14 protein-coding genes are annotated in these 14,790 nt (G+C 60.9%); 10 read left to right on the plus strand and 4 right to left on the minus strand.

Annotation, left to right across the window (positions count from 1 at the left end):
- Positions 1-62 precede the first annotated feature (62 nt).
- The 4 genes from PseuLF5_RS03390 to PseuLF5_RS03405 form a co-directional block, all read right to left on the minus strand.
- Positions 63-518, minus strand: coding sequence for a YeeE/YedE family protein (locus PseuLF5_RS03390; protein WP_340132924.1), 456 nt, complete (start codon positions 516-518; stop codon positions 63-65).
- 2 nt (positions 519-520) lie between these two features.
- Positions 521-955: a YeeE/YedE family protein gene (locus PseuLF5_RS03395; protein WP_340132925.1), complete on the minus strand. Its 435-nt coding sequence runs from the start codon at positions 953-955 to the stop codon at positions 521-523.
- 130 nt (positions 956-1,085) lie between these two features.
- Positions 1,086-1,793 (minus strand): cupin domain-containing protein, encoded by a 708-nt coding sequence (locus PseuLF5_RS03400; RefSeq protein ID WP_340132926.1) that lies wholly within the window; start codon positions 1,791-1,793, stop codon positions 1,086-1,088.
- Between the two features lie 60 nt (positions 1,794-1,853).
- On the minus strand, positions 1,854-2,708 hold the full coding sequence (locus tag PseuLF5_RS03405; RefSeq protein ID WP_123468774.1) for a GNAT family N-acetyltransferase: 855 nt from the start codon (positions 2,706-2,708) through the stop codon (positions 1,854-1,856).
- 592 nt (positions 2,709-3,300) lie between these two features.
- On the opposite strand from PseuLF5_RS03405, the gene PseuLF5_RS03410 reads away from it, so the two are divergent.
- The 10 genes from PseuLF5_RS03410 to argE all read left to right on the plus strand — a co-directional run bounded on the left by PseuLF5_RS03410 (position 3,301) and on the right by argE (position 14,695).
- Positions 3,301-3,969: a haloacid dehalogenase type II gene (locus tag PseuLF5_RS03410; RefSeq protein ID WP_123468772.1), complete on the plus strand. Its 669-nt coding sequence runs from the start codon at positions 3,301-3,303 to the stop codon at positions 3,967-3,969.
- A gap of 32 nt (positions 3,970-4,001) precedes the next feature.
- The gene (locus PseuLF5_RS03415) at positions 4,002-5,276 is read left to right on the plus strand and encodes an NAD(P)/FAD-dependent oxidoreductase (RefSeq protein ID WP_340132927.1); all 1,275 of its coding nucleotides are present in this window, start codon (positions 4,002-4,004) and stop codon (positions 5,274-5,276) included.
- A gap of 94 nt (positions 5,277-5,370) precedes the next feature.
- Positions 5,371-7,008, plus strand: coding sequence for an ABC transporter substrate-binding protein (locus PseuLF5_RS03420; RefSeq protein WP_340132928.1), 1,638 nt, complete (start codon positions 5,371-5,373; stop codon positions 7,006-7,008).
- Positions 7,009-7,055: 47 nt separating this feature from the next.
- The gene (locus PseuLF5_RS03425; RefSeq protein ID WP_267794699.1) at positions 7,056-8,012 is read left to right on the plus strand and encodes an ABC transporter permease; all 957 of its coding nucleotides are present in this window, start codon (positions 7,056-7,058) and stop codon (positions 8,010-8,012) included.
- Positions 8,009-8,884: an ABC transporter permease gene (locus PseuLF5_RS03430; RefSeq protein WP_267794700.1), complete on the plus strand. Its 876-nt coding sequence runs from the start codon at positions 8,009-8,011 to the stop codon at positions 8,882-8,884. The genes PseuLF5_RS03425 and PseuLF5_RS03430 overlap by 4 nt, the downstream gene beginning before the upstream one ends.
- A 1-nt stretch (position 8,885) precedes the next feature.
- Entirely contained in the window at positions 8,886-10,727 is a 1,842-nt protein-coding gene (locus PseuLF5_RS03435) for an ABC transporter ATP-binding protein (protein ID WP_340132929.1), read from the plus strand.
- A complete protein-coding gene (locus PseuLF5_RS03440) occupies positions 10,724-11,032 on the plus strand; it encodes a (2Fe-2S)-binding protein (protein WP_123468759.1) in 309 nt (102 codons plus the stop codon). The genes PseuLF5_RS03435 and PseuLF5_RS03440 overlap by 4 nt, the downstream gene beginning before the upstream one ends.
- Positions 11,014-12,390 (plus strand): FAD/NAD(P)-dependent oxidoreductase, encoded by a 1,377-nt coding sequence (locus tag PseuLF5_RS03445; protein WP_340132930.1) that lies wholly within the window; start codon positions 11,014-11,016, stop codon positions 12,388-12,390. Before PseuLF5_RS03440 ends, PseuLF5_RS03445 begins: the two co-directional genes overlap by 19 nt.
- The gene (locus PseuLF5_RS03450; protein ID WP_340132931.1) at positions 12,387-13,541 is read left to right on the plus strand and encodes an NAD(P)/FAD-dependent oxidoreductase; all 1,155 of its coding nucleotides are present in this window, start codon (positions 12,387-12,389) and stop codon (positions 13,539-13,541) included. The genes PseuLF5_RS03445 and PseuLF5_RS03450 overlap by 4 nt, the downstream gene beginning before the upstream one ends.
- A complete protein-coding gene (argE, locus tag PseuLF5_RS03455) occupies positions 13,538-14,695 on the plus strand; it encodes an acetylornithine deacetylase (RefSeq protein WP_267794702.1) in 1,158 nt (385 codons plus the stop codon). Before PseuLF5_RS03450 ends, argE begins: the two co-directional genes overlap by 4 nt.
- The last annotated feature ends 95 nt before the right edge of the window (positions 14,696-14,790 follow it).

The raw sequence follows: 14,790 nt of genomic DNA on the forward strand, positions 1-14,790 counted from the left end.
GCAACCTGATTGGTGTCACCGGCGCCAGGTTCGTTCGCTGACGCACGTTGAAGGGACAGGAATCAGGTCGGTTTATTCACGGAGGAGGGGGCTGACGTAGCACGTTGTTTTTTTCGCTCCAGCCATTCGAACAGCCCCATGCCGACCAGCATGGCGATGACAAAAACGGCGCCTTTGCCGATGCCCGAACCTAGCAGGACCAAGGCCGGGCCCGGACAGACGCCTGCAAGGCCCCAGCCGATCCCGAACAGAAGGCTGCCAACGACCAGTCGCCGGTCGATGTGTCGAGCGGTGGGCAGGTTCATCGGCAGGCCGAGCAGTGACCGGGTTCGGGTTCTGGCGAATTTGAAGCCTACCGCCGCCACCGCAATGGCACCGGCCATGACGAAGGCCAGCGACGGATCCCAGTGCCCGGCCAAATCGAGGAAGCCGATGACTTTGGCGGGATTGGTCATGCCGGAAATCAGCAGACCGATACCGAAAATCAGCCCGGCAAGCCACGCGTAGAAGAGCGCCATGGTCAAAGACCTCCCAGAAGGTGCTTAACGACAAAAACGGTAACGAAACCCGCCCCCATGAACACCAGTGTCGCTATCACAGAGCGCGTCGATAAGCGCGACAGTCCACACACTCCGTGGCCGCTGGTGCAGCCAGCGCCATAACGGGTGCCGACGCCGACCAGCAGGCCCGCGACAATCAATAGCGGATATCCGGCATCAATCTGTATCACGGGTAAAGAGGCGACCAGGCGAAAAGCCAATGGCGCCATTAGAAGGCCCAAAATGAAAGCCGCGCGCCACGCTACATCCCCGGTTATCGGGCGCAGCAGACCGCCGACAATGCCGCTAATGCCTGCGATGCGCCCGTTGAACAGTATCAACAGCACTGCCCCCGTGCCGATCAGCAAGCCTCCGATCAAAGCGCTAAACGGCGTGAAGTGGTTCATGTCGATCATGACGTTCTCCTTACTGGGGCGTGTGTAGTGAAGCTTGATCGCGATGCAACCTTGATCATCTGATGGCCGTCGCATTGACCGCAAGAGCGGTCAGCGCGAGGAACTCAACTGGCACTGTCGTTTCTGGCTGCTATTTAACCGCGTACACCTTGCGGACATAGCGTGTGCTTTTCCAGGCGCATTGCGCACCTCGCGCAACAAACACGCTGTCACCGGTGTTGACGGTCACGCTCGAGCCCTCAGGCGTCTGCAACGTTACGCTACCTTCGATCAGATACATCAACTCATTGAGCTTGTGCGGGCGCCCGTGACGCTCGTAGGGCGTCGAGTCCCACACGCCGACACGCAGATCGGTTGTGGCATCTTCGAAGGCATTGCGCGACCGGCATTGCGGTGTTGGACCGATCAGAATCTGTTGTTCCGGCGCTGCGGATGGAGACAGGTGCGCCAGCGGGTCGAGCGAGGTAAGGCCAGGCGTCGCGCCTTTGCTGGCCATGGCGCAAAACGCCCACCGGGTGCCGGTCTGTGCTTCGATTCGCAGGGCCGTGCCCCGGCCGATGACCGCGCTGGCGCCGACTGCCAGTTCCAGTGTCTGCTCCCGGGTTTTCAACGTCACGTGCCCCGCGTGGACCACGATCACCTCGATGTGTGGGAAGTCCTCGATATCTAGGATTTCGCCTGCTTCGACGAGGCCTGCAGACACGCCGTCAGCCCCTGACCAGGCGACCTGACGTCCAGTCGTGAAAGGGTCCGCAGCGTTCAAGGGTTGCTGTTTGAAAGATGTGTCGACGCGACTGCCATCGGCGCGAGCCAACAGCATGATGCAAGGTTCGAACATACGGGTGACGCTCCAGGTATTGAGGGGATTTGGGGGAGGCGACAAGCGCAAACCCGATGATCAGCCGATGGCTTGAGTGACCACGGCAAACTGCCGAACGCCATTGTTCGCTTGCGGAGCAGCACCGCGCGACATTTGTGCCACGGTGTCGACCTTTTTCAGGCCGGCTGCTTCCAGGCAATCGGCCAGACCACAATCGGCGGGAATATCAATGCGCACAAAGGCGTCCGGTATCTTGGCCAGCAATGTGGCGATCAGGTGTTGGGCCTGCTCAAGGTTTTCGGCGATCAGCGGGCCGATGCAACGACCGCGACCGAACGGACGCAGCAGGGCGAAGGCGCACAGTTGACCTTCGCGCACAATGCCCACCGAATGCTCGACGACGGTGAACAGCTCAGTGAGCACCGCTTGCCGATCCAGTCCGCTTCCGGCATTGGCCAGTTCCAGCACCCGCGCATGATCCGCTTCGCGCAGTGGGCGGCATTCTTCACCGTCTGCCAATGGCCCTGGCAGGGGGGCTTGCGCCTGGCCCTGGTGTTGCTGAATTCGGCCAAACTCGACAAAACCCTGGCTGGCGTACAGCGGTGCGCCAGCCAGGGTTGCATTCAATATCGCCGTGCTTGACTGGCAAGCCTCCAGCGCGTTCTCCATGAGTTTTCGCCCAATGCCCTGGCCCTGGTAATCGTTACTGACAATGACCAGGCCAATGGTCGTGAAATCACCTTGCGGGCAGGCGAACGCGGTGCCGATCAAACGCTCGCCATCGAATACTGCAAAGCCCTTGCTGACCCGTTGCAGCATGGCCCAGTCGTCGAGTCGATGGGGCCAATTCAATTGCACGGACAGTGCATGGGCCTTGGGCAGGTCGTCTGCAGTCATCGGCCGGTAGACGTAGGAAGGGAGCGGGGCGGACATGACGATTCTCCGATAAAGAGTGTGCGTTTACGCCGGGTTTTCCGGCGAAGTGACGCCTGTATCCCATCTGGATGAAAGCCTGACAAGGGGGCTGGGAATATTCGGCAGATTCCGTGAAGCACAGTCCCGAAGACCACACTTACTACTTAATTTTGGCCTTGTGCCGGCAGCAAATGCTTGGGCCTTTTTACCCTATAAAGGCTGATGCCGGGCCTCGTCGCTCAAGGCGCAGGATGAGCCTTCAATCGCTTCAATTCAGAACCGCACTGACGTGTGCCGCAGCAACTGACACCACTCCTGCGATGGGGCGCAGTTTCTGCGGGCAAAGTCGATATCCGAAATCCACATCGGTGGATAAAGGTCCATAAGAGCGCATAAACAGGGGCTTTGCCCAAGGCTGGAGCGTACCGCAAAGTCTGCTGAGCGACGTGACCAAAACGGTGATTTGTATCGAACGGAGGTCGCTTTTAACGCCATCTGCTGATTTCACGGTGTTGTAATGACGGTGTGCTGCAGCGTTGCATCGCTACTGCGCAAACCAGGCAAATGCTTGTCGTGCCATTGACCTCAACGAACTCCAGGAACGCACTCAATGAGCTTTCTTCGCCCCAAATTCATTACATTCGACTGCTACGGAACGCTGACCAATTTCCACATGGGCACGATGACCCGCGAACTCTTCGCCGATCGCGTACCCGCGGAGCAGATGGATCAGTTCGTCAAGGATTTCTCGGCCTATCGCCTGGATCAGGTCATGGGCGACTGGATGCCGTATGACGAGATTCTCAAGACCGCTCTGGCGCGTACCTGCAAGCGCTGGGGAGTCGAATACCGCGAAGAAGGCCAGCTGTATTACGACGCCGTTCCGACTTGGGGCCCGCACGCGGACGTACCGGCCGGCCTCTCGAAAATCGCCGACAAGATTCCCCTGGTGATTTTCTCCAACGCCAGCAATAGCCAGATCATGTCCAACGTCGAAAAACTCGGTGCACCTTTTCACAAAGTCTTCACTGCCGAACAGGCACAAGCCTACAAACCACGTCTGGCGGCGTTTGAGTACATGCTCGATAACCTCAACTGCGGCCCGGAAGACATCTTGCATGTGTCCTCCAGCTTCCGTTACGACCTGATGCCGGCCCACGACATGAAGATCAAGAACAAGGCCTTCGTCGCTCGTGGCCACGAAGTACCGGGCAATGCCTTCTACAGCTACCACCAGATCCCGGACATCGGCGGTCTGGCCGGGCTGGTCGGTCTGTAACGACATCTTCATTGGCAAAGGCGGGATTGAACATGGGCAGCGAATCCTACTGGCTCGATAGCGCACCGGCTTTCACCGGCGCACAGCTCGGCGGTTTGCCCGGGCAAGTCGATGTGGCCATCGTCGGTGGTGGTTTCACCGGGTTGGCGGCGGCCCGGGCCCTGGCGCTCAAGGGCGCCAGTGTAGTGGTGCTGGAAGCCGGGCGCGTGATCGGCGAGGCCTCGGGACGCAATGGTGGGCAATGCAACACGGGGGTGGCGCAGGATTACGCCAGCCTCAGCGCCAGTCTCGGTGCCGACCGGGCGAAAGCCTATTACCAGGCTTACGAAAGTGCCGTGCAAAGCGTTGTGTCGCTGGTTGAGCAGGAGCAGATCGCCTGTGACCTGTTGCGCAACGGCAAGCTGAAACTGGCGGCAAAACCGCTGCACTACGAAGGGCTGGCCCGTACCTGCGAGCTGATTCGCAAGGAAGTCGATGCCGATGTTCAATTGCTATCTGCCGAACAGACCCGCACCGAAGTCAACTCAGCGCAGTTCCATGGCGGCCTGCTGCAGCGCAATGGCGTGCAGATGCATGTCGGGCGTTTCGGCGTTGGTCTGGCGGAAGCGGCGGTGCGTCATGGCGCGCTGATCCATCAGGGCACCTCGGTGCTCGACTGGAAAGCCCGGGCCGGGGGTTATCAGGTCAACACCCGCAAGGGTTCGCTGCACGCCGGGCAAGTTCTGCTGGCGACCGGCGCCTGCCAGCACGGTGGTCTGGGCTGGTATCGGCGGCGGATCGTGCCGGTGGGCAGTTTCGTGATTGCCACCGAGGTCCTGCCGCAGGCGCTGATCGATCAGTTGCTGCCGGGACGCCGTGCGTATGTCACCAGCCGAATGATCGGTAACTACTTCCGCCTGACCCCGGACAACCGCTTGTTGTTTGGCGGGCGTGCGCGGTTTGCCATGTCTGACAGTGTCAACGATGCCAAAAGCGGCAAGGTACTGCAGGCGGCGATGATCCAGATGTTCCCGCAACTGGCCGGCGTCAAGATCGCTTACTGCTGGGGCGGCCTGGTAGACATGACCTCCGACCGCTTGCCGCGAGCCGGCCAGCATGGCGGGGTGTTCCACTCGATGGGCTACAGCGGCCACGGCGTGCAGATGTCGGTACACATGGGGCAGGTCATGGCTGACGTGATGGCCGGCAATGCCGACGCCAACCCCTGGCGTGAACTCGACTGGCCGGCGATCCCCGGGCATTTCGGTAAGCCGTGGTTCTTGCCTTTCGTGGGCGCCTACTACCGCTTTCAAGACTATTTGCATTGAGTTGATGTTGTGGCTTCACCGTCGTTTGCGTTTCCAGGACGTTCCGGCCAACCGGAACACTTGAGCCTTCTTAATTTCGACAGGTAGCACTGAAATGACTGATCACAAGAACGACTCACCGCTGATCTCAGGCGAAGAAAGCCTGCGGGTGTTCGAAGGCCTCAATCGCGGCATGTCACGCCGTCACGCGTTACAAATGCTCGGCGTGGCCGGCGTAGCGGCGGCCGGTGCCGGCAGCCTGTTCGGTGCCGCCGGCAAACTGTTGGCCGACGATACGGCGACGCCGGGCAAAGGTAAGCCGGGCGGGCGGATACGCGTCGCCGGCATGTCCAGCTCCACCGCCGACACCCTCGATCCGGCCAAAGGCGCGCTGTCCACCGACTATGTCCGGCACTACATGTTCTACAACGGCCTGACTCGTTTCGACGCGCACCTGGTGCCGCAACTGGAACTGGCCGAGCGCATCGACAACACCGACGCGACCCTGTGGACGATCACCCTGCGCAAGGACGTGACGTTCCACAACGGCAAAACCCTCAGCGCGGCCGACGTGGTGTTCTCGCTGTCACGACACAAGGATCCGCTGACCGGCTCCAAGGTCATGCCGCTGATGGAGCAGTTCGCCGAAATCAAGGCCACCGGCGCCAACGAAGTACAGATTCGCTTGACTGCACCGAACGCCGAATTGCCGTCGATTCTGGCCGTCTCGCATCTGCTGATCGTTCCCGAAGGCACCACCGACTTCAACCAGGGCATTGGCACCGGACCGTTCAAGGTCAAGGAGTTCAAACCGGGTGTACGTTCGGTTGCCGCACGCAACACTGGCTACTGGAAGCCTGGCCTGCCATACCTCGACGAAATCGAATTCATCGCCATTGGCGACGAGCCATCGCGGGTCAACGCGCTGCTGTCCGGCGACGTGCACATGATCAACGAGGTCAACCCGCGCTCCACCGACCGGATCAAGGCCAGCGCCAGGCACCGGGTCGTTGATGCGCCGTCGGGCAACTACACTGATTTGATCATCCGTCAGGATCAGATGCCCGGTCAGAACGCCGATTTCACCAACGCGATGAAGTACCTGCTGGATCGCGAACAGATCAAGTCGGCGGTGTTCCGCGGCTTTGCCGTGGTCGGCAACGACCATCCGATCGCGCCCGGCTCGCGTTACTACAACAGCGACCTGCCGCAAACGGTCTACGACCCGGAAAAAGCCAGATTCCTGCTGAAAAAAGCGGGCATGGAAAATATCGGTATGGAGCTGTTTGCGTCTCCTGCCGCAACGGGTTCCGTGGATATCGCGGTGCTGTTGCAGCAGTCGGCCAAGCAGGCCGGGCTCAAGCTCGACGTCAAGCGCCTGCCGAGCGACGGCTACTGGTCCAACCACTGGATGAAGCACCCGATCAGCTTCGGCAACATCAACCCACGGCCGAACGCCGACGTGATGTTCTCGCAGTTCTTCCAGTCGAAGGCGCCGTGGAACGAGTCCGGCTGGAAGAACGAGCAGTTCGATCAGTTGCTGATGCTCGCCCGCGGCGAAACCGACGATGCCAAGCGCGGCAAGATGTACGCGGACATGCAGACCCTGGTGCACGACCACTGTGGCATCGGCATACCGGTGTTCATCAGCAACATCGACGGCGTCGATCAACGGATCAAGGGCTACGGCAGCAACCCGCTCGGCGGTTTCATGGGTTACATGTTCGCCGAGCAGGTCTGGCTGGACGCTTGAACAGAGCCGTCGACATGAACGGCAAGCCAGGTGCAGGAGGGTAGACGATGAATAGCAACACACTGTGGTTGATCGGACGGCGGCTGAGCGCCGCGATCGTGACTTTGTTGATCGTATCGATGGTCGTGTTTGCGATAACGGCGGTACTACCGGGAGACGCGGCACAACAATCCCTTGGCCAGTTTGCCACCCCGGAACAGGTGGCGGCACTGCGTCTGAAACTGGGGCTCGATCAACCTGGTGTGGTGCGTTACCTGCACTGGTTGATGAGCCTGCTCAGTGGCGATATGGGCGTGTCGGTATCCAACGCGATGCCGGTCGGTGAGTTGATGGCCGGGCGCGTGCCCAACACCTTGATGCTGGCGGCCGCCACGGCGCTGGTGTCGGTGCCGGTGGCGCTGGTTCTCGGTATCGGCTCGGCGATGGGCCGGGGCGGGCGGATCGACAGTGTCCTCAGTTTCACCACCCTGGCCATGGTCGCGGTGCCGGAGTTTCTGGTGGCGACCCTTGCGGTGCTGATCTTTGCGGTGAACCTGGGCTGGTTGTCGGCGCTGTCCTATGCCAGCGACATCACTTCACCGTGGCAATTCATGCGTACCTACGCCTTGCCGGTGATGACACTGTGCTGCGTGATCGTTGCGCAAATGGCGCGGATGACGCGTGCGGCAGTGATCGACCAACTCGACAGCCCCTACGTGGAAATGGCCCGGCTCAAAGGTGTCAGTCCGATGCGCGTCGTGCTGTGCCACGCTTTGCCCAATGCCATCGGGCCGATTGCCAATGCGATTGCGCTGAGCCTGTCGTATCTGCTCGGCGGAGTGGTGATTGTCGAAACCATCTTCAACTATCCCGGCATCGCCAGCCTGATGGTCGATGCCGTGACCAACCGTGACATGGCCCTGGTGCAGGCCTGCACCATGTTGTTCTGTACGGCTTATCTGGGTCTGGTGCTGATTGCCGACCTGTGCGCGATTCTGTCCAATCCGAGGCTGAGAAACCAATGAACAATCTCATTGTGAAATCGACGCCTGCAACCCCCGATCTGTCAGCAGGCAAGGTGTCGCACGGCCCCGCGTGGCTGGGACTCATCGGCGCCGCCATGTGCGTTATGTGGTTGCTGGTTGCGTTATTCGGCCCGTGGTTGGCGCCGCATCCGGTCGGCGAGGTGGTCTCGGCCAACGTGTTCGACAACATCAGTGCAGTGTACCCGTTCGGCACTGATTATCTGGGCCGCGACATGCTCAGCCGGGTGCTCGTCGGCGCGCGCTTCACCGTGGGTCTGGCGTTGATTGCGGCGGTGCTGGCCAGTGCGCTGGGCACCGGCTGCGCGTTGCTGTCGGTGGTGTCGCCAAAGTGGCTGGACGAAGTGATCAGTCGCTTGATGGACGCTTTTATCTCGATCCCGAGCAAAATGCTCGCGTTGATCATGGTCTCGGCGTTCGGCTCTTCAGTGACCCTGTTGATCAGTACGGCGGTGTTGAGCTTTGCCCCGGGCGCGTTCCGTATCGCCCGCAGCATGGCGGTGAATATCGAAGCGCTGGAGTATGTGCAGGTCGCCCGAACCCGTGGCGAGCGGCGCTTGTATATCGCTTGCGTGGAAATCCTGCCGAACATGCTCAACCCGGTGCTCACTGACCTGGGTTTGCGGTTTGGTTTCATCGTACTGCTGCTCAGCGGTATGAGTTTTCTCGGACTGGGCGTGCAACCGCCGGATGCCGACCTCGGTTCGCTGGTGCGGGAAAACATCGGCGGCCTCAATCAGGGCGCCCCGGCCGTCGTCATCCCTGCGCTGGCCATCGGCACCCTGACCATCGGCGTGAATCTGTTTATCGACAGATTGTCGTCGCGACGTAGTCGCCGCACGGGAGGCCATTGAAATGACCCAATTGATTCGAGTTGAAGACCTGCGCGTGGTCGCTTGCGGCGAGCACGGTGAAACCGAGATCGTCAAAGGCGTGAGCTTTGCCCTGGAACAAGGCGAAGTGCTGGCGTTGATCGGCGAATCAGGCTCAGGCAAGACCACCATTGCCCTCGCTCTGCTGGGTTATGCCCGACGGGGCTGTCGGTTGTCCGGTGGCGTGGTACAGGTCGGTGAGCACAACATGCTTGCGCTCAGCGAGCAGCAATTGCAGGGCCTGCGCGGTAATCGGGTTTCGTATATCGCGCAGAGTGCTGCGGCGGCTTTCAACCCGGCGAAGAAACTGATCGACCAAGTGGTGGAGGGCGCCTTGATTCACGGCCTCGGCACCCGCGCCGCACTTGAGGCCAAGGCCGTTGAACTGTTTCGCGATCTGGCCCTGCCGGACCCTGATCGCCTCGGCCAGCGTTACCCGCACCAGGTGTCCGGTGGGCAACTGCAGCGGGTGATGGCGGCAATGGCGCTGATCAGTGATCCGTTGCTGGTGATCCTCGACGAACCGACCACGGCACTTGATGTGACGACGCAGATCGACGTCTTGCGGGCGTTCAAACGCGTGGTGCGTGACCGTGGCGCAACAGCGGTGTATGTGTCGCATGACTTGGCCGTGGTGGCGCAAATGGCCGATCAGATCGTCGTGCTCAATGGCGGCCAGATATTCGAACAAAGCGCCACGGCGGCGCTGCTCAAAGGCCCGGGTCATGAATACACCCGCAGTTTGCTGGCTGCCGCGCGGCCGGACACGACGATCCGCCCACCTGCCGGTATTGCCGAAGAAACCCCGCTGCTGACCATTCGAGGCCTGACCGCCGGTTACGGCAACAAGAACACGCAGGGCATGCCGGCCATTCGTGTACTGGAAGACATTGACCTGACCGTGCGCCGCGGCCAGGCGATTGGCGTGATCGGCGAATCGGGTTCGGGCAAGTCAACGCTGGCCCGTGTGGTGGCCGGATTGCTCACGCCAGCATTGGGCGGACTGACCTTTGACGGGCAACCGCTGGGTGGTTGCCTGTCCGAACGCAGCGACGAACGATTTCGGCGGATCCAGATGGTGTTCCAGAACGCCGACACGGCGCTCAACCCGATGCATAGCATCAGCACAATTCTGAGTCGGCCGCTGAAGATGTATTTCAACCTGAAAGGCGCGGCGTTGCGCGAACGTATCGGCGAGTTGCTGGATCTGGTGCGCCTGCCGCGAGCCCTGGCCGAGCGTCGTCCGAGCGAGTTGTCCGGCGGGCAGAAGCAGCGGGTGAACCTGGCGCGGGCACTGGCGGCCAAACCCGATCTGATCCTCTGCGATGAAGTCACCTCGGCGCTGGACACCGTGGTCGGTGCCGCGATCCTTGAATTGCTCCGCGATCTGCGTCAGCAGCTGGGAGTGTCCTACCTGTTCATCAGTCATGACATCTCCACCGTGCGCGCTCTGTGTGATGACGTTGTGGTGATGTACAGCGGCCACAAGGTTCAGGCCGGCAGCCGCCAGTCGTTTGCGCAGGCACCGTTCCATCCCTACACCGATCTATTGATTCACTCGGTGCCGGAGCTGCGCCAAGGCTGGCTGGAAACCTGCGGGACCACTTGCGGCGAACTGCCGCCCATCGGACCAAAAGCCAACGTCGCCGAGCTGTGCACCTTCCTCAATCGCTGCCCGGTGCGCGTCGATGGCCTGTGTAACCGTACGGCACCAAACCGTCGAATCATCGACGGTGGCAGTGAAATTCTCTGCCACCACGACAGCGTCGAACTGCTGAAAACCCAGCGGGATGTGACCACCTTGAATCAGGGAGCCTATGCATGAGCGCTCGTTTTGTGAGACTTGCCGAACAGGGCCGGGCGACCGTCGGGTTGACCGTGGATGGCGTGCCCATCAAGGCGTTGCAGGGCGACACATTGATGGTCGCATTGCTCACTCAGGGCAATGCGTTGCGCCAGTCGGAATTCGATTCAGGTCGACGTGCCGGGTTCTGTCTGATGGGCGCCTGCCAGGATTGCTGGGTGTGGACGCGCAGCGGCGAACGTCTGCGTGCGTGCTCCAGTGAAGTCCGTGAAGGACTGGATCTCGTCACCACACAACCGGAGGCGACATGGCCACTGCACGGGTAGTTATCGTCGGCGCCGGCCCTGCGGGGATTCGCTGCGCCGAAACGCTGGTGAAGGCCGGCCTCAAACCGATCCTGATCGATGAAAATCGCCGCGACGGCGGACAAATCTATCGGCGCCAACCCGAAGGTTTCACCCGTGACTACCGCGCGCTGTACGGCACTGAAGCGGCCAAGGCGCGCGACCTGCACGAGAGTTTCGAGCGCCTGCGCCAACACATCGATTACCGCCCCGATACGCTGGTGTGGAATCTGGTGCCCAGGCAATTGTGCTGTGTCAGTCAGGGGCAACATACGACGGTTGACTACGACGCGCTGATTCTCTGCACCGGCGCCACGGACCGTTTGATGCCCATTGAAGGCTGGCAGCTGGCGGGCACCTACAGCCTCGGCGGGGCGCAGATCGCACTCAAGTCGCAGGCGGTTTCCATCGGACATCGGGTGGTGTTCATGGGCAGCGGTCCGCTGCTGTATCTGGTGGCCAGCCAGTACGTGAAGGCCGGCGCCAACGTCGCTGCGGTGCTTGATACATCGCCACTGAGCAAACGCATCGTCGCGCTGCCGAAGATGCTTGCGCGGCCTGGGGTGTTGCTCACCGGAATGAAACTGTTGGCGCAGTTGTATCAGGCGAAAATTCCGCTGCATCTGGGGATCAAACCAGAGCAGGTATTGGGCGATGCCGCCAGCGGAGTCAGTGGCGTGCGCGTGCGCTCAGCCAAAGGCGAAACCCTGGAAATCAATTGCGATGCCGTGGCCCTGGGGTATCACTTGCGTCCGGAAACCCAATTGGCTGATCTGGCCGGGTGTCGCATGCGTTTTGATGAAGCGTCCGGCCAATGGTGGCTGGCGCTTGATGAGGAGGGCCGCACTTCAGTCAGCGGTGTGTATGCGGCCGGCGACGGCGCAAAGATTCGTGGTGCCGATGCGGCTGAACATGCCGGACGTCTGGTGGCGATGGCGCTTCTGGAGGATCAGCAAAAACCGGTGGATGCCGGGTTGCGCGCGGAGCAAAGGCGCGCATTGGCGGTAATGGATCAGTTCCGCCTCGGTCTGGCGCAGGCATTTCCCTGGCCCGCCGAACAGGCCGGGGCCTTGCCGGATTCAGCGATCGTCTGCCGCTGCGAGATGATCAGTGCGGGCGAATTGCGCCGTACGGTCAGTGAAAAGGGCGCGTGTGAAGTCAACCGGGCCAAGGCCTTTAGCCGGGTCGGCATGGGCCGTTGCCAAGGCCGCTACTGCTCGCAGGCTGGCGCCGAAGTGATTGCCGCTGCGGCAGGCGTCAGTGTGCAACAGGTCGGCCGCCAACGCGGTCAGGCCCCCGTCAAACCGTTGCCGATGGTTATCGTTGAGGAGCCGTCATGAACCCGCAGAAAAGTGATGTATTGATTATCGGCGGCGGCATCATGGGCGCGGCGGCAGCGTTTTTTCTACGCCAGCGCGGACACTCCGTGACCCTGCTTGAGCGCGACCAGATTGGCCAATACGCGAGCGGCGTCAACTTCGGCAACGTGCGGCGTCAAGGCCGTTATCTGGGCCAACTGGAGTTGGCCAACCGTTCCTTCGCATTGTGGAAACGCTTGCCGGAGCTGATTGACGATGATCTGGAGTTCATCGCCAGCGGCCATATGCGCGTGTGTTACCGCGAAGACGAAATTGCCGAGCTCGAGGCGTATGCCGCTGCGCCGGAAGCGGCGCAACTGGATCTGCAGATCTATCGCGGCGCTGAACTGCATCGGCGCTTTCCGTTTCTGGGGCCAGACGTGAAGGGCGGCTCCTACGCACCGCATGACGGTCACGCCAACCCGCGTCTGGCAGCGCCGGCATTTGCCCGGGCGGCGCGGCGGATCGGTGCGCGCATCGAAGAACAGACCGAAGTGGCTGAAGTACAGAAAACTGGCAGTGAGTTCAGCGTCACCACCACCGATGGCCGGCAATATCGCGCCGCACAACTGCTGATCACCGCCGGTGCCTGGGGAGAGAAACTGTCCGCGCAGTTTGGCGAACCGGTGCCGCTGGACACCCATGGCCCGCAGATGGCGGTGACGGAACCGGTGCCGTACGCCTTGCCGACGGTGATTGGCGTGTTCACCAAAATCCCTGAAGACGTGATCTATTTTCGGCAAATTCCGCGCGGCAACATCATCATTGGCGGCGGCTATCGCAGCAAACCGGACATGGTCAATCGCCGCGCTTATGTCGAGCCACGCAGCATCCTCAACCAGATCCGGCAAATGCGCCGACTGCTGCCGGGTGTCGGCAATCTGAACATCATTCGGGTCTGGAGCGGCATCGAAAGTTATCTTCCGGACTCGTTGCCGATCATGGGGCCAAGCGGTACGGTCGATGGTCTGTATTACGCGTTCGGCTTCTGTGGCCATGGGTTCCAGTTGGGGCCAGGCGTCGGTGACGTCATGGCTGAGTTGATCAGCACCGGCAGCACCTCCACGTTGATCGAACCCTTTTCGATACGCCGGTTCGCCCCCTTGGTCGAGCAACGGAGCAAAGCCTCATGAAACCCCGTGTACTGGAGATTCTCAAACGATTGCTTGCGTTCGATACCGTGTCGTCGGAATCGAACATGGCGTTGATTGAGTACGTTCGCGAGCTGCTGCTGAGCAAGGGCATCGAGTCGCTGATCGTCAAGGACGAAAGCGGCAAGAAGGCCAATCTGTTTGCCAGCACCGGCCCGAAAGGCCAACCGGGCATTCTGTTGTCCGGGCACACCGACGTAGTGCCGGCAGCGGGCCAGGCGTGGTCCGTTCCGCCGTTTCAACTGACGGAGCAGAACGGGCGGATTTACGGGCGCGGCAGTTGCGATATGAAAGGCTTTATCGCACTGGCCATCGACGCGATGCTTGATGCTGCCGAACACTCCCTAAGCCGGCCGCTGCAACTGGCGCTGTCTCACGACGAGGAAATCGGCTGCGTTGGCGTACGGCGTTTGCTCGATGTGCTGCATCTGGCGCCGGTACGGCCGTTCCTGTGCATGATCGGCGAACCGACCAACATGCAGTTTGTGCTGGGGCACAAGGGCAAGGGTTCGTACCGCACGTATTGTCGGGGGCTGGAGGCGCACTCTTCGCTGGCGCCGCGCTCGGTCAATGCGATCCATGTGGCATGCGATTTCATTGCAGCGTTGCGTGAATCTCAGCGACAACTGCAGGAGCAGGGCGCCCAGGATGCCGATTACGACGTGCCTTACACCACCGTGCACGTCGGCCAGATCAGCGGTGGCCGGGCGCTGAATATCGTGCCGAATCTGTGCACGGTGGATTTTGAAGTGCGCAATTTGCCGGCGGATGATCTGGAGCAGATTCTCGCGCAGATGCAGGAACGTGCCGAGTTGATCGTGCGCGAGGCGAAGAAGCTCTCGAGCGTGGCGGCCATCGAGATTGAAACGGTCAACGTCTATCCTGGCCTGGACACCCACCCGAGTGTCGAAGCGGTACGCTTTCTGAAAAATTTCGCGGCGCCAGATACCGCTACGTCAAAGGTTTCGTTCGGCACCGAAGGCGGGTTGTTCAGGCAGCGTCTGGACGTGCCGGTGGTTGTCTGTGGGCCTGGATCAATCGAACAGGCGCATAAGCCGGACGAGTTTATCGAGATCAGCCAGATGGAGGCGGGGGAGCGCTTTCTTGATGGTTTGCTCGGCTCCCTGAAACTGTAGAAAACAGCAGTGTGGAAGTGAGCTCGCTCGCGATTGGGGCAGTACATTCAGCAACGATTACGCCTGACACTGTGCCTTCGCGAGCAAAGCTGGTC

Origin of the sequence: Pseudomonas sp. LF-5, assembly GCF_037626295.1 — a bacterium.
In the GTDB taxonomy this organism is placed as follows: Bacteria; Pseudomonadota; Gammaproteobacteria; order Pseudomonadales; family Pseudomonadaceae; genus Aquipseudomonas; species Aquipseudomonas monsensis.

Coding starts and splice junctions, on each gene's coding strand:
- PseuLF5_RS03445 (WP_340132930.1), top strand. CDS start 11,014: ATGGCCACTGCACGGGTAGTTATCGTCGGCGCCGGCCCTGCGGGGATT.
- PseuLF5_RS03400 (WP_340132926.1), bottom strand. CDS start 1,793: ATGTTCGAACCTTGCATCATGCTGTTGGCTCGCGCCGATGGCAGTCGC.
- PseuLF5_RS03415 (WP_340132927.1), top strand. CDS start 4,002: ATGGGCAGCGAATCCTACTGGCTCGATAGCGCACCGGCTTTCACCGGC.
- PseuLF5_RS03405 (WP_123468774.1), bottom strand. CDS start 2,708: ATGTCCGCCCCGCTCCCTTCCTACGTCTACCGGCCGATGACTGCAGAC.
- PseuLF5_RS03425 (WP_267794699.1), top strand. CDS start 7,056: ATGAATAGCAACACACTGTGGTTGATCGGACGGCGGCTGAGCGCCGCG.
- PseuLF5_RS03450 (WP_340132931.1), top strand. CDS start 12,387: ATGAACCCGCAGAAAAGTGATGTATTGATTATCGGCGGCGGCATCATG.
- PseuLF5_RS03440 (WP_123468759.1), top strand. CDS start 10,724: ATGAGCGCTCGTTTTGTGAGACTTGCCGAACAGGGCCGGGCGACCGTC.
- argE (WP_267794702.1), top strand. CDS start 13,538: ATGAAACCCCGTGTACTGGAGATTCTCAAACGATTGCTTGCGTTCGAT.
- PseuLF5_RS03395 (WP_340132925.1), bottom strand. CDS start 955: ATGATCGACATGAACCACTTCACGCCGTTTAGCGCTTTGATCGGAGGC.
- PseuLF5_RS03390 (WP_340132924.1), bottom strand. CDS start 518: ATGGCGCTCTTCTACGCGTGGCTTGCCGGGCTGATTTTCGGTATCGGT.
- PseuLF5_RS03410 (WP_123468772.1), top strand. CDS start 3,301: ATGAGCTTTCTTCGCCCCAAATTCATTACATTCGACTGCTACGGAACG.
- PseuLF5_RS03435 (WP_340132929.1), top strand. CDS start 8,886: ATGACCCAATTGATTCGAGTTGAAGACCTGCGCGTGGTCGCTTGCGGC.
- PseuLF5_RS03430 (WP_267794700.1), top strand. CDS start 8,009: ATGAACAATCTCATTGTGAAATCGACGCCTGCAACCCCCGATCTGTCA.
- PseuLF5_RS03420 (WP_340132928.1), top strand. CDS start 5,371: ATGACTGATCACAAGAACGACTCACCGCTGATCTCAGGCGAAGAAAGC.